At 70.2% G+C, this 19,632-nt stretch carries 12 protein-coding genes; 4 read left to right on the top strand and 8 right to left on the bottom strand.

What is annotated here, in order from left to right:
- Positions 1-9 precede the first annotated feature (9 nt).
- Positions 10-1,320 carry a TIR-like protein FxsC gene (locus tag G3I78_RS53170; RefSeq protein ID WP_164422830.1) on the top strand — a complete coding sequence of 437 codons (1,311 nt, stop codon included), beginning with the start codon at positions 10-12 and terminating at the stop codon, positions 1,318-1,320.
- A complete protein-coding gene (fxsT, locus tag G3I78_RS10740; RefSeq protein WP_164422828.1) occupies positions 1,307-5,383 on the top strand; it encodes an FxSxx-COOH system tetratricopeptide repeat protein in 4,077 nt (1,358 codons plus the stop codon). The genes G3I78_RS53170 and fxsT overlap by 14 nt, the downstream gene beginning before the upstream one ends.
- Before the next feature lie 6 nt (positions 5,384-5,389).
- Here the strand turns inward: fxsT and G3I78_RS10735 are convergent, their stop codons facing one another.
- The 8 genes from G3I78_RS10735 to G3I78_RS10700 form a co-directional block, all read right to left on the bottom strand.
- Positions 5,390-6,283, bottom strand: a complete 894-nt coding sequence (locus G3I78_RS10735) for an alpha/beta hydrolase (protein ID WP_164422826.1) — start codon at positions 6,281-6,283, stop codon at positions 5,390-5,392.
- A 168-nt stretch (positions 6,284-6,451) separates the two neighbouring features.
- A complete protein-coding gene (locus tag G3I78_RS10730) occupies positions 6,452-8,119 on the bottom strand; it encodes a histidinol-phosphatase (RefSeq protein ID WP_164422823.1) in 1,668 nt (555 codons plus the stop codon).
- Positions 8,120-8,134: 15 nt separating this feature from the next.
- The gene (locus tag G3I78_RS10725) at positions 8,135-9,973 is read right to left on the bottom strand and encodes a LamG-like jellyroll fold domain-containing protein (protein WP_164422821.1); all 1,839 of its coding nucleotides are present in this window, start codon (positions 9,971-9,973) and stop codon (positions 8,135-8,137) included.
- Between the two features lie 37 nt (positions 9,974-10,010).
- Positions 10,011-12,935: a glycoside hydrolase family 2 TIM barrel-domain containing protein gene (locus tag G3I78_RS10720; RefSeq protein WP_164422819.1), complete on the bottom strand. Its 2,925-nt coding sequence runs from the start codon at positions 12,933-12,935 to the stop codon at positions 10,011-10,013.
- Entirely contained in the window at positions 12,932-13,837 is a 906-nt protein-coding gene (locus G3I78_RS10715) for a carbohydrate ABC transporter permease (protein WP_164422817.1), read from the bottom strand. The genes G3I78_RS10720 and G3I78_RS10715 overlap by 4 nt, the downstream gene beginning before the upstream one ends.
- Positions 13,838-13,849: 12 nt before the next feature.
- Positions 13,850-14,800 carry a sugar ABC transporter permease gene (locus G3I78_RS10710; protein ID WP_164422814.1) on the bottom strand — a complete coding sequence of 317 codons (951 nt, stop codon included), beginning with the start codon at positions 14,798-14,800 and terminating at the stop codon, positions 13,850-13,852.
- Complete coding sequence (locus tag G3I78_RS10705) at positions 14,800-16,086, bottom strand: extracellular solute-binding protein (protein WP_164422812.1); 1,287 nt, start codon at positions 16,084-16,086, stop codon at positions 14,800-14,802. Before G3I78_RS10705 ends, G3I78_RS10710 begins: the two co-directional genes overlap by 1 nt.
- A gap of 65 nt (positions 16,087-16,151) precedes the next feature.
- On the bottom strand, positions 16,152-17,216 hold the full coding sequence (locus G3I78_RS10700; RefSeq protein WP_164422810.1) for a carbohydrate kinase family protein: 1,065 nt from the start codon (positions 17,214-17,216) through the stop codon (positions 16,152-16,154).
- A 127-nt stretch (positions 17,217-17,343) separates the two neighbouring features.
- On the opposite strand from G3I78_RS10700, the gene G3I78_RS10695 reads away from it, so the two are divergent.
- Positions 17,344-18,108: a DeoR/GlpR family DNA-binding transcription regulator gene (locus G3I78_RS10695; protein WP_164422809.1), complete on the top strand. Its 765-nt coding sequence runs from the start codon at positions 17,344-17,346 to the stop codon at positions 18,106-18,108.
- A gap of 142 nt (positions 18,109-18,250) precedes the next feature.
- Complete coding sequence (locus G3I78_RS10690; RefSeq protein ID WP_164422807.1) at positions 18,251-19,588, top strand: 6-phospho-beta-glucosidase; 1,338 nt, start codon at positions 18,251-18,253, stop codon at positions 19,586-19,588.
- The last annotated feature ends 44 nt before the right edge of the window (positions 19,589-19,632 follow it).

Raw genomic sequence — 19,632 nt, 5'->3', positions numbered from 1 at the left:
GGTCGTGTGGTGCCGTCGGAACGTACGGGGTCGGATTCCTCCGCACCCTATTTCTTTCTCAGTTACGCCCACGTCCCGCCGGACGACTCCGACGACTCCGATCCGCACCTGTGGGTCCACAAGTTCTTCCGCGACCTGTGCACCGACATCCGCAACATAGCCAACGTCCGGGGCGGTGCGGCCGGGTTCATGGACCGGTCGATACGGGCGGGGGAGATATGGACCAGCGAACTCGCCCAGTCGCTCCACGGATGCCGGGTGTTCGTCCCCCTCTACTCGCCCCGCTATTTCAACAGCCCCTGGTGCGGCAAGGAATGGACCGTCTTCTCCGACCGCAGGGCGCAGTTCCGGGACGCGGCGGAGAACGGCGTCCCCAGCGCGGTGGTGCCGGCCATCTGGTACCCGGTGCCGGACCGCGATCTCCCGCACGCGGTCCGGGAGATGCAGTACTCCCACCCTGAACTGGGCCACAGATACCAGACGTTGGGGCTCTACAGCCTCGTCAAGCTCAGCGCCTTTCGCCGCGACTACCAGCGCGCGGTGCTACAACTGGCCCGCCGGATCGTCGAAGTGGCCGGAACCGTGGAGGTCGACCGTGGCGACGGCGACCCCGATGCCCTGGAAGCGGCCCGCGATGCCTTCGTGGCGCCACCGGCCACCCGTTCCTCCGTGCGCCGCACCCTCCGGATCAGCGTGGCGGCAGGCTCGCGCAACCGGCCGCCGGAGGGACGGAGCCCCGACTGCTACGGTTCCTCGCCGCTCGCCTGGACCCCCTACCGTCCCGACGCCGACCAGCCGCTGGTCAAGGCCGCCGAGCAGGTCGCCGAGCGGATGAAGTTCCGGGCCGTGGTGGACGAGTTCGACCCCCGGTCCGGACAGCCCGACGCCCCCGAGATCCTGCTGCTGGACCGCTGGGTGCTGCGGGACGCGGGACAGCGCGCGCAGCTGACGAAGTTCGACGCGGACACCACCAGACCGGCCGGCCTGGCCGTGCCGTGGAACGACGGGGACCCCGACAGCATCGGAGTCCGGGGCGAACTGGCCGCCGAGGTGGACGCGGTGCTGCCGCTCCGGACGAGCAGGCAGCGGCAGGCGGGCCTAGGCGCGGCCCTGGAGATCCCCGACCACCGGACGTTCGACACCCTGCTGCCGAAAGTCGTCGCCTGGGCCTCGAAGGAGTACCTGCGCCACGCCACCGCCAGCCCACCCCCCGGCAGAGGCACCGAGAGATTCAGGGTCGGGGACACGGACGGCGCTGCCGGACGGCCCACGGACCACCGCCGGAACGACGAGGAGGAAGACCGCGATGGACAGCCCTGACCGACCGGACAGCCATGACGGCCGCATCGTGACGTTCTACTCGTTCAAGGGCGGCACCGGCCGGACGATGGCGCTCGCCAACACCGCCTGGATCCTCGCCGCCAACGGCAAGCGGGTCCTGGCCGTCGACTGGGACCTTGAAGCCCCCGGGCTGCATCGTTTCTTCCACCCGTTCCTCGAACCGGCCGCCCTGGGAGCCACCACCGGCATCACCGACCTGCTCACGGACTACGCCTGGGCGGCCACCGACGCGGGTGAGAACGGCGAACAGCGCGAGCCGGACTGGCACCGCGACTACGCCCGCATCCAGCGCCATGCCGTCTCCCTCAACTGGGCCTTCCCCGAACCCGGCACGATCGACCTGGTCCTGGCCGGGCGGCAGAACCGGGACTACTCGGCGATCCGCAGCTCCTTCGACTGGGACATCTTCTACGGCCGCCTCGGCGGCGGTCTGTTCTTCGACGCGCTGCGCGACGACATGCGGCAGAACTACGACTACGTCCTCATCGACAGCCGTACCGGACTCTCCGACATCGCGGACATCTGCACCGCGCATCTGCCCGACGTCCTGGTGGACTGCTTCACCCTCAGCGACCAGAGCATCGACGGGGCGTCCCTGGTCGCACACGACATCGCCGAACGCTTCCACAGCCGGCGCATCCGCATCCTGCCTGTGCCCATGCGGGTCGACGAGGGCGAGAAGGTGAAGGCCGACGCGGGCCGATCGCTGGCCCGGGCCAAGTTCGAGGGATTCCCCTTCGACATGACCGACGAGGAACGTGCCGCCTACTGGGGGGCGGTGGAGGTTCCCTACCGCCCCTATTACGCGTACGAGGAGACGCTGGCCACCTTCGGTGACGAGGCGGGCAGCAACAACCCGGCCTCGCTCCTGTCGGCCTTCGAACGGCTCACCAGCGTCATCAGCGACCAGGCCGTCACCACCCTGCCCCGCATGGACGAGGAGGCACGGCGGCGTGTCAACAAGGCGTTCACCCGCGTCCGGCTGCCGCTCCCGGCCGACCTGGCGGTCAGCTACGTCTCCGAGGACCGCATGTGGGCCGACTGGATAGCCATGGTGTTGTCCCGCGCCGGATTCAGGGTCGTCCTGAAGTACGTCGGATGCGAGGACGACGGCGCCGAGAAGCCGGCCGACCGCACGGTCGTCGTGATGTCCCAGGCGTACCAGCGCTCCGCACGGGCGCACCAGGTCTGGGAGGCCGCTGTCGGCGGCACGCACACGGGGCGCCGACAGCTCGTGGCGGTACGCGTCGGTGACCTTCGCTCGTTACCCGCGTTCACCGAGCTGACGTCGGTCGACATGGTGCGCATCCCGGAGAAGAACGACACCTCCGCACTGCTCAAGGCCCTGGGCAAACCGGCCCTGCCGGCGGACCTGGCCGACGAGGACCTGCGGGCCGAGGTCCGCTTCCCCGGTGTGTCGCCCCGGATCTGGAACGTCTCGCAGCGCAACGCCTCCTTCACCGGACGCAGCGCGCTGCTGGAGCGGCTGCGCGACGGCCTCGTGGGAGGCGGCTCCAGCGCCTCCCCGGCCACCTACGCCCTGTACGGCCTCGGCGGAGTCGGCAAGACGCAGATCGCCCTGGAGTACGCCCACCGGTTCGCCGCGGACTACGACGTGGTCTGGTGGATCCCCTCGGAACAGAACGAACTCGTGGTCTCGGCGCTGGCGGCCCTGGCGGGCGAACTCGGCCTGCGGGTCGGGGAGGACGCGGCGCAGGTCGCACAGGAGGTCCGGGACCATCTGCGCCAGTCGACTTCCAGCCTGCGCTGGCTGCTGGTGTTCGACAACGCCGACGAGCCGCAGGAGGTCAGCAGGCACTTCCCCGGTGGCAACGGCCACATCCTGGTCACCTCCCGCGACCAGACCTGGCTGCAGTTCGCCGAAGCGGTGGAGATCGATCCCTTCCTGCGTGAGGAGAGCATCGAGCACCTGCTGCGCCGGGCCGCGGAACTCACGCAGGAGGAGGCGGACAAGGTCGCCGACGCCGTCGGTGACCTCCCGCTGGCTCTCGACCAGGCGGGCGCCTGGCTCGCCGAGACCGGCACCCCCGTGGACACCTATCTGGCGGAGCTGGAGGAACAGGCGGAGCAGGTGCTGTCGCTCAGCAGGCCCGCCAACTACCCGCAGCCCGTCGGCGCCACCTGGAACGTCTCCATCGGCCGGCTCAAGGAGCGCTCCCCGGCCGCCGTACGCCTTCTGCAACTCTGTGCCTTCTTCGCCGCCGAGCCGATCTCCCAGAACCGCCTGCTCTACGGCGACGAGATGATCCGGGAACTCAGCGAGAGGGACCCCTCGCTCCAGGAGAAGATGGTCCTCGGTCAGGTGATCCGCGAGATCGGCCGGTTCGCCCTCGCCAAGATCGACCGTCAGGCCAAGACGGTCCAGGTGCACCGGCTGGTCCAGGCCGTGATCCGGTCCCAGCTCTCGGAGCGGGAGCAGGAGGAGGCCCAGCACGTGGTGCACCGGGTGCTCGCCGGTGCCCGGCCGTCGGGTGAGGAGCCCATCGACGACCCCGAGAACCAGTCGACCTTCGCGGCGATCTGGCCGCACCTGGACGCGTCCGAGGCCAGCACCTGTGACGAGCCCGGAACCCGGCAGCTGCTCATCGACCGGCTGCGCTATCTGTGGAAGCGCGGAGACCTCAACACGGCGAAGTCCTTCGGCGAGGACCTGCACGTCCTGTGGGGACGCCAACTCGCCGACAGCCGCGAGCGGGTGGAGCGGCTCAAGGCGGAGGAGGAAGCCGGGACAGCGCCCGAACGTCCGGCGGCCGACACCGGCGACGCCCGCGCGCCCCGCACCCGCGAGGAGGAGGAACGCTACGCCGAGGACCTCCAACGCCAGCTGCTGTACCTCCAGTTCCACATCACCAACGTGCTGCGCTCGCTCGGCAAGTATGTGGAGGCCGCGGACCTGGGCACCCGGACCCTCGCACAGCAGCGGGAAGTGCTGCGCCCCGGGCATCCGCACATCTTCATGACGGCCAGCGCCCTGGCCACGGACCTCGGCAACATCGGCCGCTTCGACGACGCCCTCGCGATGGCCACCGAGGCGTACCGGGGATTCCGCGAGAGCTACGGCGAGGACCACACGCGTACCCTCGCCGCCAGCAACAACCGGGCCTGGTGCCTTCGGCTGCTCGGGCGCTACGGCGAGGCCCGCGACGTCGACCAGGTCGTCTACGACACCCGCCGCACCGACCTGGGAGCCGCGCACCCGTACACCCTGAGCAGCGTGCTCAACCTGGGCCGCGACCTGCGGGAGATCGGCGAGTACGACGACTCGATCACGCTGCTGCGCGGGGGCCTGCAGACCTATGTGGGCCTGTTCGGCGAGGCGCATCCGGACACGCTGCGCATGGCCAAGTGCCTGGCCGTGTCCCTGCGCAAGGCCGGCGAGGTGGACGAGGCACGGAGCCTGACCCTGCAGACCCGTGAGCACTACCGGCTGCGCGGCACACCGCAGGCCACCCCGGACGTACTGGACTGCGAACTGAACTACGCGACGGACCTGTACGCCACCGGAGCCCGTGAGGAGGCGCTCAAGCTGGCCCAGAGCACCGTACGGCAGTACCGGACGGCGCCCGGACCGGAGCACCCCGCCACCCTGGCCGCGGTGAACAACCTCGGGATCTTCCTCCGTGGCGCGGGGGAGGCCGGCAAGGCTCGCACGCTGATGGCGAAGAACCTCTCCATGCTCCAGTCGGCCCTGGGCGGACAGCACCCCTACACGCTGTCCTGTTCCGTCAACCTCGCCAACATCCTTGCCGAGGTGGGGGAGTTGGCGGAGTCCGAGGCGCTGGAGCGCAGGGCGATCGCCGGATTCCAGGCGACCCTGGGGCCCGATCACCCGGACACGATCGTCTCGCGCGCCAACCTGTCGGTGACGCTGCGGGCTCTGGGGAGGATCCCGGAGGCGGATCAACTCCAGTCGGGAGCCCAGGACGAACTGGCCCGCCGGCTCGGGATCGACCACCCGCACACCGCGACCGTGCGGGAGGGCAAGCGTGTCCACCGGGACCTGGAGCCGCTGACGGTCTGAGCTTCCTCAGCCCCGGTCGGCCGCCAGCCGGGAGCGCCCGCCCAGCAGCCAGGTCACGATTTCCGGGAGGACGCGCAGCGACGCGAAATGCGCGGCGCGGGGATGCAGGACGGCCGTGCCTCCCGGAATGCGGTCGGCAAGCCAACGAGTGTGGCTGGCAGGGGAGAAGACGTCCTGTTCGCCGTGCCACAGCAGCACCGGAACGGAGATGACGCCGAGAGAGAAGCCCCAGGAGTTGCAGAACGACAGGGCGTCGTCCACCCATCCGTCGGCCGAGACCCGCAGCGCTTCGCTGTAGTTGCGCTCCAGCATGGCGCGGATGGCTGCGTCGGCGACCACGCGCAGGTCCGACTCGGTGAGTTCCCAGCGCAGTTGGGCCAGCAGCTTGCGGGGATCGGCGCGGATGTCGACGGACCGCGCCCGCAGGCTGGCCGCCAGCTGGTCGGGGCCGTCGAGGGCCTTGGAGTACTCGTCGACATTCGAATCCGCCATCCCCGCGAACCAGTCCAGCCCCTCCGCATCACGCGGAGCCAGACTCACCAGCACCGCCACCCGCGTGACCCGGCCCGGCAGCAGCGCGGCGCAGGCCAAGGCGTGTGGTCCCCCGCCCGAGCGTCCGACCACGGCGAAGCGTTCGATGCCCAGGGCGTCGGCGATGGTGGCGACGTCGGAGGCGACGTGGGAGACGGGGCGTCCGGGGAGGCGGTCGGAGCGGCCGTAGCCGGGGCGGTCGTAGGTGATCAGCCGGACCCGCTGGTGGTACAGGAGCATCGGACGGGGCGCCGGGCCGAGTCTGCTGCCCGGAGTGCCGTGCAGCAGGAAAACGGGTGAGCCGCCGGGATCTCCACCGATCTCGACGGCTAATCGTCGGCCATCACTCGTGTACACGTCTCTCCGCACCGTCGCCTCCTCTCGAAGCCCCGTAGCGATGGTGCGCCGCACAGCCGTGTCACGGCCATTCCCCATGGTGACCCAGATCATCCCGGTGCGGGGGGTCTTTGCGGGGGTTCGCGGACGGTCAGGAGGCGAGCCTCGGCCCGCCTCCTGACACAGCGGGGTGACGCTCCGTCAGGAACCCGCCACGTCCACGAACACCGGATTCGAGTAGAACCACGTGTCCGCCCAAGGATCCCCGTCCCCCGGCGCGTGCGGGATCGGCCCGTGCGGGTCGACCGAGGCGCCGAGGTAGCCCGTGCCGTGGCGGTTGCCGTCGCTGCCGCGGAGGCGGAGGTAGAAGGACTCGGCACCGGCGGTGACGGGGATGCGCAGGGTGTACGTGCCCTTGCGGCCGGAGACGTCCTTGGTCTGTACGACCTTGGTGGCGGGCGCCTTCCAGGTGTCGCGGTCGGTCACCGGACCGCGCACCGCGCCCCGGATCACGTCCACGTGGGCCAACTCGGGGAGGATTCCCTGGGGGTTGGGGCGGGAGGCGGTCGTGACCGTCACGTGGAGCGTGATCCTCTCGCCCTTGCGGACGCGCAGCCGGCCGCCCAGCGTGACACCGCGGCCCGCGTCGCAGTCCCGCTTGACCCGCACGTCGAGCCCGTCCAGCAGGTGCCCGTGGTCCACCCAGACGCGGCCCGCGCGCAGGCCCGCCATCACCGAGCGGTAGCCGTAGCGGGTCACGCCGACGTGGGTGCGGCTGAACTCGCCCGGCCAGAAGTCGCTGCCGGGCTGCGGGGTGTCGGTGTTCACCGGGTCGGGCAGCTTGCCGGTGTTGTCGAAGTTCTGCCCGGCCGGCCAGGCGCCGTTCGCCCAGGTGTCGAAGACCGTGCGGTGGTTGTCGGAGTTCGTGGTGATCGAGAACAGGCGGCCCTCCGCCAGCATCGAGTCCCACAGCCCGCCGACGGTCGCCGTCGCCCAGTCGAAACCGCCGTACGTCAGATACGCCTCGGCCGGATAGCCCGCCCACGACTGCGCCGACGGCTTGTTCTCGTACTCGCCGCGGATGGATGTCGAGGCACGCCAGCCCGGGATCGCCGCACCCTGGGCGCCCGGCGCGCCCTCCATGCCGATCATGATCTCGGGGGCCGCGTCCCGCCAGTTCCGCATCTCGTGCGGGGAGTCGATGCCGAGCCGCAGCGGGTGGTTGGCGAGCACGAGGACGTCGTCGACGTAGCCCGAACGACGCTGCTCCGCCAGCCACTTGATGGCCTTCACGGCGTGCGCCTCGTTGCGGGCGGTGTCCGCGTCGGCGGCCCCGCCCTTGTCGTAGCCGAGGAGCTTGCCGTCGTAGGCGAGCTCGAACTTCGTGAGCAGGTCGGTCTCGTGGGGGCCGGGAGCCGCGAAGACCGTGCAGTGCTCGGCAGCCGGGATGTACCACTCCAGGCCCTGGAAGATCAGCTGACGCGGGTTCTCCGCACGGGCCTTGACGATCTCCGCGTGCTCCAGCTTCGCGCCGTAACTCGCGTGCCCGAAGTTGGAGTGCTCGTTGAAGACCATCCAGTCGAGGCCGTACTTCGCGGCGGCCTTCGCCTGCTGGGAGAACGTGTACTTGGCGTCGTGGCTGTACACGGAGTGGATGTGGTGGTCGCCGACCAGATAGGCCAGGCGCGGGTCGTCGCCGCCGAAGGTCCTGGCGGGCGCGGCCAGCGCCGGAGTCGCCGACCCGAGCGCGAACGCGGCGCCGAACAGGCCCGCGCGGCGCAGGAGTCCACGTCTGGAGACGCCCTGCGCGTCCAGGTCGGCGGGGTTGACGGACGGGTCGGCCCAGGAGGGGAGCTGCTGCTCGGTCACAGTGGTCCTCGGAGGTCAGTGGGTCATGAAGGACGAGACGGGCAGCGCCCGCGACACGATCCGGACGTCGCCGAGGCGGCCGTAGAAGATCTGGTCGATCTTGTCGGCGTAGGTGTAGCCGCCGAGCAGCCACGGCTCGCCGACCGACGTGATCCCGACGGCGGACGCCCTGGGGTTGCGGACCACCGGGCAGCCCTGGACGTACAGCGTGGTGTGCTTGCCGTCGTTGACGACGGCGAGGTGCCACCAGGTCTCCAGGGGTGTCTCCTGGCCCCAGTTGGTGGCGATGCCCTGCTGGTTGAGCGGGCGCATGGCCCACTGCGGCTCACGGTCGTTGGAGAGCGAGAGGGTGGCGATCGGCTCGTCGGGGTCGTCACCCGTCTTGCCGGCCGCGCCGCCCGTACCGCGCCGACTGACCAGTCCCGCCCAGGCGTTGTGGTCCGGGTCCCAGTCGGCGGGCATGCGGTAGAACAGCTCGATGGTGTAACCGTCCTTGAACACCGCCGAGTTGAGCGGCGCCTTGTCGACCGTCTGGAGATAGGCGCCCTTCAGCGGTGACTTCCAGCCCTGGAACTCCAGGCTGCCGTGGCCCGGCTGGTCGGGGTGGTGGTCCGCGGACCAGCCCAGCTTGCCGCCGCCCACCGACACCACGGTGAGGTCGTTGCCCCGGCCGGAGAGGTCGCGGACCGTGCCGGACACCGCCGACTCGAAGCGCCAGTACGCGGCCGTGCCCGGGATCAGCATCCTCGACGCCGGCCGCGCCGCACGCGCGGGCACCGGGTCGAACCCGGCGAAGCGCGCGGCGAAGTCGATGTCGACCGAGAACCGGTCGGCGTCGCCGCTGAGTTCGATCTCCTGCCGCTCCAGCTCGTTGAGGCCCTTCTTGGCCCGGCCGAGGATCCACGGGGAGACCGTCTCCACGTCGATCACCCCGCGGTCGAGGTCGAAGCGGTACAGGCGGATCATGGCCGCGCCGCCGAAGTACCGGTTCTGGTAGTTCGTGAGGTGCAGGTGGACGTCGTGGCCCGCCGTGTTCTTGCGGACCGCCCGACCGGCCGGCCAGTAGTGCCCGCCCAGGGCGAGGAAGATCTGGTCGTGGTCCTTGACCAGCTGGTCCCACAGCTGCTGCCCGTACGCCGACAACTGGTCGTCCCCGACGACGAGTTCGTGCGTGGTCAGGACCACCGGCGTCTTCGGGTGCGCGGCCAGGACGCTCTTCGCCCAGGCGTACCCCTGGTCCGAGAGCCGCCAGTCCAGCGCGAGGACCATCCACTCCCGGCCCGCGGCCTTGAACAGGTGGTAGGTGTTGTAGCCGTCGGCGGACGCGCCGCCGAAGGTCTTGTGCTTCTTGAACCGGGACGGCCCGAACTCGTCCAGGTAGGGGGACGCGCCGCGCTGGTCGGTGGTGGACGACTTCACGTCGTGGTTGCCCGCGAGGACGCTGTAGCCGACGCCCCGCCGGTCGAGCAGCTCGAAGGCCTCGCCGATCGCGGCGAACTCGGCCGCCGCGCCGTTCTGGGTGAGGTCGCCGAGGTGGGACAGGAAGACGATGTTCTCGTCCTTCCCGTGCTCCAGCAGATACCGCAGCGAGGCCTCGACCGGCGCCTTGTCGATGCTCGGCCCGTCGAAGAGGTACTGGGTGTCGGGCATCACGGCGAGCGTGAAACGCCGGCTGCCGGTGTCGGGACGCCAGCCGGACGAGGACGCCGAAGCGGTCCCGGCCGCGGCGACGGGCAGGACGGCGCCCGCCGTGGCCGCGGCGCCCAGCAGCGCCGTGGCCCGCAGGAAACCGCGCCGGCCGGCACCGGCCTGCGCGGCCTCCTGGCCGTGGTCGTGCTCATGCGAAGTACACACGTGTGCTCCAAGACATGACGTGAAAGTCAGAGGGGGATCAGAGCGCGCGCAGCGTCCAGCTCCAGCGGTGGACGCCCGGCGCGACGAGATAGGAGGCGAAGGTGTCGGGGCCGCACGAGGCGGTGCCGAGGCCGCGGTGGGCCGCGTCGATGTGCACCACGCAGCCGGTCCGCGGGACGAGTTCGTCGTGGTGGGCCACGGCGGTGAGGTCCGCGGCCCGGTACCGGGCCACGCCGACCTGGCGGGGTTCGTCCAGGACGACCGTGAGACCGGTGGCGTCCGGCGCCGAGAGCGTGAAGTGCCGTACACCGTGCCGGCCACCGCTCTCCTGCGGGCGCAGATAGGGGGTGAACAGCTCGTCCACGGGCACCGAGTGATGCCCGACCGGCGCCCCGAAGGCGCGGTCCGGATACGACTCCCAGGGGCCCTGTCCGTACCACTCCATCAGGTCGAGCCCGGCGACCGTCTCGAACACGGAGCCGACCCGGGCCACGTCGGCGAGGGTCTCCGGCAGCTCGGCCGACTCCTCGACGCGTACCCCGCCCTCGACCGCGGTGAAGACCTGCACATGGCGGACGACACCCGCCTCGGAGGCGTACTCGGCGTGCACGGTGACGCGTCCGTCCGCCCGGCGCACGTCGGCGACCTTGCGCACCAGGGCGTCCAGGCCCCAGTCCCGCCAGCGCGGTGCCATGCCGCCGAGCTCGTCGTTGTCGGTGGGCGCCCGCCACAGCGAGAGCGTGGGCGCCGAGGTGAGCAGAGGGTGGACCAGGAGACCGTCGTCGTCGACCTCGACGGCACGCTCCCGCACGGTCGCGGCCGGCTGTGGCGAAGCCTCCCGCAGCCGTACCTGCGGCACGCACACCACCGTGCCGCGCGGCGCCCAGGGCTCGTCACCCGCGGTCGTCACCCGCAGGGTCAGCCAGGCCTCGCCGCCGTCCTCGGGCAGGTCGAAGGGCAGCGGCACCGCCGCCGTCTCCCCGGGCCGCAGATCGGGCAGCTCGGCGGGCGCGGTGACCGTGCCGCCGTCGGCCAGGGACAGCTCCCACGTACCGGCCAGCCACGAAAGGCCCCGGAAGTGCTGGTGGTTGCCGAGCACGATGCCCTCGTGCCGGAAGCACTCGATGCGCACCGGCGCCGCGATCTCCCGGTGCTCGTACATCACCGGCTTGGGCGTGCGGTCGGGGAAGACCACGCCGTCGGCGATGAAGGCGCCGTCGTGATCGGGTTCGCCGAAGTCGCCGCCGTACGCCCACCGGTACCCGGGCGCGGCGACACCGTTGTCATAGAGCCCGACGCCCCCACGTCCGACCGGTCTGCCGTCGTTCACACGCTGGAGAATGCCGTGGTCCCAGAACTCCCAGATGAACCCGCCCTGAAGACCTGGCGTTGACTCGATGGCCGCCCAATGGTCCGCGAGCGTGCCGTTGCTGTTGCCCATCGCGTGGGAGTACTCGCACCAGATCAGCGGCTTGGTCTGCCGTCCGGAGAGCGCGTGCTCCACGCACTCCTCCAGCGAGGCGTACATGGGGCAGGCGATGTCGGTCGCGTCGTCGGTGGCCGCCCAGTCGAGCTTGGCGGCGCCCTCGTACTGGACCGGCCGCGTCGGGTCGTGCCGGCGCACCCAGCCCGCCGCGGCGTCGTGGTTGGCGCCGTAGTCGGACTCGTTGCCCAGCGACCACACGATGACCGACGGATGGTTCTTGTCCCGCAGCACCATCCGCGAGACCCGGTCCACGAAGGCGTTCAGATGGCGCGGGTCGTCGGCGATCTCGTGGGCGTGGTCGTGCGACTCGATGTCCGCCTCGTCGACGACGTAGAAACCCAGCTCGTCGGCGAGGTCGTAGAGCGCGGGGTCGCCCGGGTAGTGCGAGGTGCGGATCGCGTTGAACCCGAAGCGCTTCATCGTGATCAGGTCCGCGCGCATGTCGTCGTACGACACCGTCCGCCCGGTCAGCGGGTGGAAGTCGTGCCGGTTCACGCCCCTGATGAACACCCGCTCGCCGTTGACCAGCAGGTCCCGGCCGGTGATCTCGACGTCCCGGAAGCCGATCCGGTGCCGGTGGGTGTCGGCGACCGTGCCGTCGGCGCGGTGCAGCCGGACGGTGAGCGGGTACAGCTCGGGCGTCTCGGCGTTCCAGGTGCGCACGTCCTCGACGACGGCCCGCATCCGCGCCTCGCCGAGGAAGTCGGAGACCCGGTCGTCCTCCCGGTTGAACCGGTCGAACTCCGTGTCCTGCGCCAGCGCGAGCCCGTCCAGCTCCCCGCTGACGTACCACCCCTCGGGCAGCGCGCCGGCCGCGTCCCGCACGGTGCAGTCGACGCGCAGCGAGCCGTCCCGGGAAGCCCGCACGGTCACGTCGGACAGATGCAGCGGGTCCGTCGCGTACAGCAGGACGGACCGGGTGATCCCGCCGTGCCACCACTGGTCCTGGTCCTCGATGTGCGAGGCGTCCGACCACTTGACCACGGTCAGCCGTACGACGCTCCGCTCGCCGGCGCGCACCAGTCCCGTCAGATCGAACTCGGCCGCCAGGTGGGAGTCCTTGGAGATTCCGACGGGCCGCCCGTCCACGTGCACGAGGAGCACGCTCTCGGCGGCCCCGACCTGGAGCACGATCCGGCGGCCGGCCCACTCGGCGGGGACGTCCACCGCACGCTCGTAGACGCCCGTGGGATTCGCCGCGGGGGAGTGCGGCGGGAAGTCGGGGAACGGCATGCGGACGTTGAGGTACCGCGGCAGGTCGTCCGTGCCCTGCATGGTCCACACGCCGGGGACCCGGGCGCTCGACCAGGAGCCGCCGACCGGTGCGTCCGGAGTGGGCAGCAGCTGGAAACTCCAGTCGCCGTCCAGGGGGAGTGCTCCGGAGCGCCGGTCGACGGCGTTCATGGGCAGCCGCCCCCAGGAGGTCACCTCGGGTGACTCCCAGGGGCGCAGGGCGATCAGGGGATCGTCCGTCATCCGCGTACGGCTCCCTTCGCGAGGTCGCCGATGATCTGCTTGGCACCGATCGCGAACACGATCAGCAGCGGGATGAGGGCGAGCAGGGCGCCGGTCATCACGATGCCGTAGTCGGTGGTGCCGTGGGTGCCGTTGAGCTGGGACAGCGCGACCTGGAGGGTCACGTTGTTCGGGTTGGTCAGGGCGATCAGGGGCCAGGCGAAGTCGTTCCACTGGCCCATGAAGGTGAAGATGCCGAGGAAGGCGAGGCCGGGCCGGACCACCGGGAGGGCCACGTGCCAGTACTGGCGCAGGAAGTTGGCGCCGTCCAGCTTGGAGGCGTCGAGCAGTTCGTCGTGGATGGCCGTCTTCATGTACTGGCGCATCCAGAAGATGCCGAAGGCGTTGGCGGCGGCCGGCACGATCAGCGCGGTCATCGAGCCGATCCAGCCGATCTTGGCCATGATGACGAACTGCGGGATGACCGACAGCTGCGCGGGCACCATGAAGATGACCATGAGCAGCCCGAACAGCACGTTCTTGCCGGGGAACTCGAACTTGGCGAAGACGAAGGCCGCCAGCGAGTCGAAGAGCAGGACCAGGAAGGTCACCGACGCCGCGACCAGCAGCGAGTTCCACATCGACCCGAAGAAGTCGATGGCGTCGAACAGGTTGCGGACGTTCTCCAGGAAGTGCGTGCCCGGCAGCAGCTTCGGCGGGTAGGAGAAGATCTCCGTCGAGCTGTGGGTGGACATGATCACGGCCCAGTAGAACGGGAAGGCCGAGATCAGTGTGCCGATGATCAGTGGGAGATGCAGCGCGATCCCTCTGCGGCGGGACCCCTTGATGCCTGATCCCTTGACACCTGATCCCTTGATGCCTGGCCCCTTGAGAGAGGTCCGGGACTCCTTGATGGAAGACATGCTGGGCCCTTCCTAGTCGCCCCGGCGCTGCACGAGGCGCCAGTTGATGATCGAGAAGAGCACGACGACGAGGAAGATGCCCCAGGCCACCGCGGCTCCGTACCCGAAGTCGTTGTTGTCGAAGGTCTGCTGGAAGAAGTAGAGGACCATCGTCTGGCCCGAGTGGCCCGGACCGCCCGCGAACGTCGAGTCGTTGGACGAGGTCTGGAGCAGGACCTGTGGTTCGGAGAAGCTCTGCAGGCCCGTGACCGTCGAGACGACGAGCACGAACAGCAGGGTGGGCCGCAGCAGCGGGAGCGTGATCCGGAAGAAGGTCTGGATCGGGCCCGCGCCGTCCACCCGCGCCGCCTCGTACAGCTCGCTCGGGATGGTCTGGAGTCCGGCGAGGAAGATGATGGCGTTGTAGCCGGTCCACTGCCAGGTCATCAGGGCCGCGATGGTGACCTTGATGCCCCACGGGGTGTTCAGCCAGGCCACCTGGTCGATCCCGACCGCGTGCAGGACGGCGTTCACCATGCCGGCGTTGGTGGAGAAGATCGAGCCGAAGACGATGGCGATGGCGACGACCGAGGTGACGTTCGGCAGGAAGTACGCGACCCGGTACAGGCCCTTGAAGCGGACCGCCGAGTTGAGCATCACGGCCGTGATCATCGCGAGGAAGATCATCGGGAAGGTGGCCAGCGCCCAGATGATGATCGTGTTGCCGATCGAGTTCCAGAAGTCGCTGTCGCTCAGCAGGTACTGGTACTGCGAGAGCCCGGCCCACTCCATGGAGCCGAGGCCGTCCCAGCGGTGGAAGGACAGGTAGAGCGAGAAGCCGACGGGGAAGAGGCCGAAGGCGAGGAAGATCAGATAGAAGGGGGAGATCGCGGCGTAGAGGTGCCAGTACTTGCGGAAGCCCTTCTTGGGCCCGGCCGGGGAGGGCTGGGTCACCGTGGGCGCGGTCTGCTCGAGGACGGCCATCAGTAGCTCACCCCCAGGTGCTTCGCGATGCGACGGCACTTGCTCATGGCGTCACTCCAGGCCTTCTTGGGGTCCTTGCCGAGGACGCCGACGTTCTTGATCTCGTCCTTCAGGGGCTGCCCGAGCGCGATGTCGAACGGGCTGTTGTAGGCGACCACGATCTTCTGCGCGGCCGGCCCGAAGACGTCGGTCGTGACCTGGCCGCCGAAGAAGGGGTCGGGCTCCTGCATCTGCTTGAGTCCGTAGGAGGCGGGCGTCGAGGGGAAGAGGCCCGCGTCCACGTAACCCTGCGCCTGGTTGGACGCGTTGAGCATCCAGGCGATGATCTCGAAGGCCTGCTGGGGCTCCCGGCACGCCTTGGTGATGGAGAGGAACGAACCGCCGTTGTTGGCGGGGCTCACCGGCATCTGTGCCACCCGCCACCTGCCCTTGGTCTTCGGCACACCGTTCTTGATGTCGAACGAGGCCCAGGAGGCGTTGAGTTGGCTCGGCAGCTTGCCGTCCTGGATGGCGGAGAGCTGGTCCGGGGTGCCGCTGACCAGATCGGAGACGATCTTCCGCTGCTTGGCCTCGACCGCCAACGCCCAGGCCCGGCGCACGTGTTCCTGGTCGCCGATGAAGTGGCGGTCCTTGTCGACGTACCGCTTGGCGCCCTGCTGCACGACGTTCTCGAAGACCGAGTTGATGTCGGTGAGCAGCTTCGCCCCCGACACGCGCTTGCCCAACTGGACGCCCGCGTCGAAGAACTTCTCCCAGGTGTCCAGCCCCTCCGTCACGTCGTCGGGCTCGTACGGCAGTCCCGCCTTGCGGAAGACGTCGTACTGGTAGTAGTGCGCGACCGGTCCGCAGTCGATCGGGAAGCCGACCATGGTGCCGTCGTCGGCGATGCCCTGGTCCCACTTCCAGGACAGGTACTGGTCCTTGTACTTCTCCGCGCCCAGCGTCCGCAGATCGATGAACTGGTCCGCGTTCGGCAGATAGGCGGCCATGTCCTCGCCCTTGAGCCCCGCGATGTCGGGGATGTGGGCCTGGCCGGTGATGGTGGTGATGAGCTTGGAGCGGTACTGGCCGCCGATCTGGATGGCCTCCAGGTGCACGGAGCTGCCGTAACGCGCCTTGGCGTTCTTGACGACCGTGTCGCTCAGACCGCCGCTCCAGTACCACAGGACCATGTTCCGGCCGGTCGAGCCGGTCGGAACGGCACAGCCGGTCGCCAGGCCGCCGAGTGCCGCGGCGGCTGTACCGCCCAGGCCCGCGCGGAGCAGGCCTCTTCGTGAGAGCCGCACAGCTCCCACCGCCTTTCGGATCTTTTCGGGACGTGCATTCGAGGGGCTTGTGGGGGGCTTGCGGATCAGTGCTGCCGCGCGGTGTCGGGTGGGGCGACGGGGTGCGCGGCGAGCGGTGGCCGGGCCGGTGGTGTGACCGGCGCGTAGTGGAGCGGTGGACCGACGTCCGCCGGGATGCGGTCCGCGAGGAAGCCGTACGTCCGCCTCAGGTCGGGGTCCGTGAGCGAGCGCCACCACTGGTCCACTCCGTACCAGCCCGGGGCCGCGAGGGCCCCGCCGTGATGCCGTACGGACAGACCCGCGGCGAGGACGGCGAACCGCAGCCGTTCCTCCAGCGGCCAGCCGCCGAGCGAGGCCGCGACGAAGCTCGCGCCGAAGACGTCTCCCGCGCCCGTGGCGTCGAGCACGTCCACGGCCAGCGCCGGGACGTCCGCGTACTCGCCGGTGATCTGGTCGACGGCGACCGCGCCGTCCCCGCCGCGGGTGACCACGGCCACCGGCACCAGCTCGGAGAGCGTCCCGAGGGCCGCCACCGCGCTGTCGGTGCGGGTGTAGGCCATCGCCTCGCCCTCGTTGGGCAGGAAGGCGTGGCACAGCGCCAGCTGGTCGAGCAGATCCGTGCTCCACTCCTGGGTGGGGTCCCAGCCGACGTCCGCGTAGATCTGGGTGCCGCTCGCGGCCGCCTTGGCGAGCCAGGCGCGCGGCTCGGCCTCCAGGTGCACCAGGGCGGTACGCGCCTCGGGCGGGTCGCCCATCAGCGCGTCCTGGGAGTACGGCGGCTCCTGGCCGTGGGTGACCAGGGCCCGGTCGTGGCCGTGCGCGAGGGCGACGGTGACGGGGGTGTGCCAGCCGTCCGCGACCCGCGAGAGCGAGAGGTCGACACCTTCCTGACCTGCGAGGACCTCCTGGCAGTAGGCGCCGTAGAAGTCGTCCCCGAAGACCGTGGCCAGGGAGGTGCGCAGGCCGAAGCGGGACGCGGCGACCGCCAGGTTGGCGATGCCGCCGGGGCCGCAGCCCATGCCGCCCGTCCAGATCTCCTCGCCCGGTGTCGGAGGCTTTCCCAGACCCGTCAGGACGAGGTCGTAGAAGAGCAGCCCGGTCAGCAGCACCTCGGGCCGGTCGTCGTCCACGTGAGCGCCTCTCGTCAAAACTCGTCAATTTCGATGACGGGAATCGTGCGCCGCTCGGCGACATTGGTCAATACCTAAGCAGAACTGAGCATAGAAATGATTGAAGATGACGAGTAGTGTTCGCGGCGTGCTGGCAGAACGACGACACCAACTCATCCTCCGGGCCCTGCGCTCGGGCGGCCCCGCGGCCGTGACCGACCTCTCCGAGCAGCTCGGTGTGAGCCCCGCCACCATTCGGCGTGACCTCGTCAAGCTGGAGGACGACGGACTGCTCACCCGGGTGCACGGCGGTGCGCGCGCCGAGGAGGGCGATCAGCCCTTCGCCGAGGTCGCCGAGGTGCGGGTGGCCGAGAAGGACGCGATAGCCGCCCGTGCCGCCGCGCTGGTCGCGGACGGCCAGTCCGTGCTGCTCGACATCGGCACCACCGCCTACCGGCTGGCCCGGCAGCTGCACGGCCGCCGGCTCACCGTGATCACCAGCAACCTGGTGGTCTACGAGGAGCTCGCCGACGACGAGGGCATCGAACTGGTGCTGCTCGGCGGCATGGTCCGCCGCGAGTACCGCTCCCTGGTCGGCTTCCTCACCGAGGACAACCTCCGCCAGCTGCACGCCGACTGGCTCTTCCTCGGCACCAGCGGAGTGCGCCCCGGCGGGCAGGTGATGGACACGACCGTCGTCGAGGTGCCGGTCAAACGCGCCATGATCAAGGCGAGCGACAAGGTCGTCCTGCTCGCCGACACGGCCAAGTTCCCGGGCACCGGCATGGCGAAGGTCTGCGGCCCCGAGGACCTGGACGTGGTGGTGACGAACGCGCCGGTCGACGCGGCGACCCGGTCCTCCCTGGAGGAGGCGGGCGTCGAGGTCGTCCTGGCAGGAAAGGGACGAGGATGACCCCGCTCCCTCGGCTCCGCGCAAGAGGAACGATCCGTGTGACAAGTGCAAGGAGGCTGTGCGTGCCCGGTTCTCGCGACGCGCTCCGCCCACGCTCGACCAACCCCCGGCCCGCCCGCCGGAGCATCTCTGGAGGACACCGGTGAAGCTGACGATTCTCGGCGGCGGCGGTTTCCGCGTTCCGCTCGTGTACGGCGCGCTGCTGACGGACCGCGCCGAGGGCCGGGTGACCGAGGTCGTCCTGCACGATCTGGACGCCGGCCGGCTCTCCGCGGTGACCCGCGTGCTCGCCGAGCAGGCGGCCCAGGTCCCCGACGCCCCCTCGGTGACCGCCACCACCGACCTCGACGAGGCCCTGCGCGGCGCCGACTTCATCTTCTCGGCGATCCGCGTCGGCGGCCTGGAGGGCCGGGCCAATGACGAGCGGGTCGCCCTCGCCGAGGGCGTCCTCGGCCAGGAGACGGTCGGCGCGGGCGGCATCGCCTACGGCCTGCGCACGGTCCCCGTGGCCGTCGACATCGCCCGGCGGGTGGCGCGGCTCGCCCCCGACGCCTGGGTCATCAACTTCACCAACCCCGCGGGCCTGGTCACCGAGGCCATGTCCCGCCACCTCGGCGACCGCGTCATCGGCATCTGCGACTCCCCGGTCGGCCTCGGCCGCCGTATCGCGCGCGTGCTCGGCGCCAACCCCGACGAGGCGTGGATCGACTACGTCGGCCTCAACCACCTCGGCTGGGTCCGCGGCCTGAAGATCGCCGGCCGGGACGAACTGCCCCGCCTGCTCGCCGATCCCGACCTGCTCGGCTCCTTCGAGGAGGGCAAGCTCTTCGGCGTCGACTGGCTCCAGTCGCTGGGCGCGATCCCCAACGAGTACCTGCACTACTACTACTTCAACCGCGAGGCCGTCCGCTCCTACCAGCAGGCCGAGAAGACCCGCGGGGCCTTCCTCGCCGACCAGCAGGCACGGTTCTACGACGAGGTCGGCGCCGCGGGTGCGAAGGCGCTGGACGTCTGGGACCGCACCCGCGCCGAGCGCGAGGCCACCTACATGGCCGAGAACCGGGAGGCGGCCGGCGCCGGCGAGCGCGACGCCGACGACCTCTCCGGCGGCTACGAGAAGGTCGCCCTCGCCCTGATGCGGGCCATCGCCCGGGACGAGCGCACCACGCTGATCCTGAACGTCCGCAACCAGGGCACGCTCTCGGTGCTCGACAACGATGCCGTCATCGAGGTCCCCTGCCTGGTCGACGCCAACGGCGCCCACCCGGTCTCCGTCGCCCCGCTGCCCGACCACGCCTCCGGCCTGGTCTGCTCGGTCAAGGCCGTCGAGCGCGAGGTCCTGGCCGCCGCCGGATCCGCCTCGCGCGCGACCGCGGTGAAGGCCTTCGCGCTGCATCCGCTGGTCGACTCGGTCAATGTCGCCCGCAAGCTGGTCGAGGGCTACACGTCGGTGCATCCGGGCCTCGCGTACCTTAAGTAGCGACGGCCTTTAGAAAGCGCTTTCTAAACTCAGCTCGCCCTCTC

The organism is Streptomyces sp. SID13726 (assembly GCF_010548375.1).
Lineage (GTDB): Bacteria > Actinomycetota > Actinomycetes > Streptomycetales > Streptomycetaceae > Streptomyces.
Note: the sequence above shows the minus strand (reverse complement) of the source record. Positions and strands in the feature narration are given on the sequence as shown.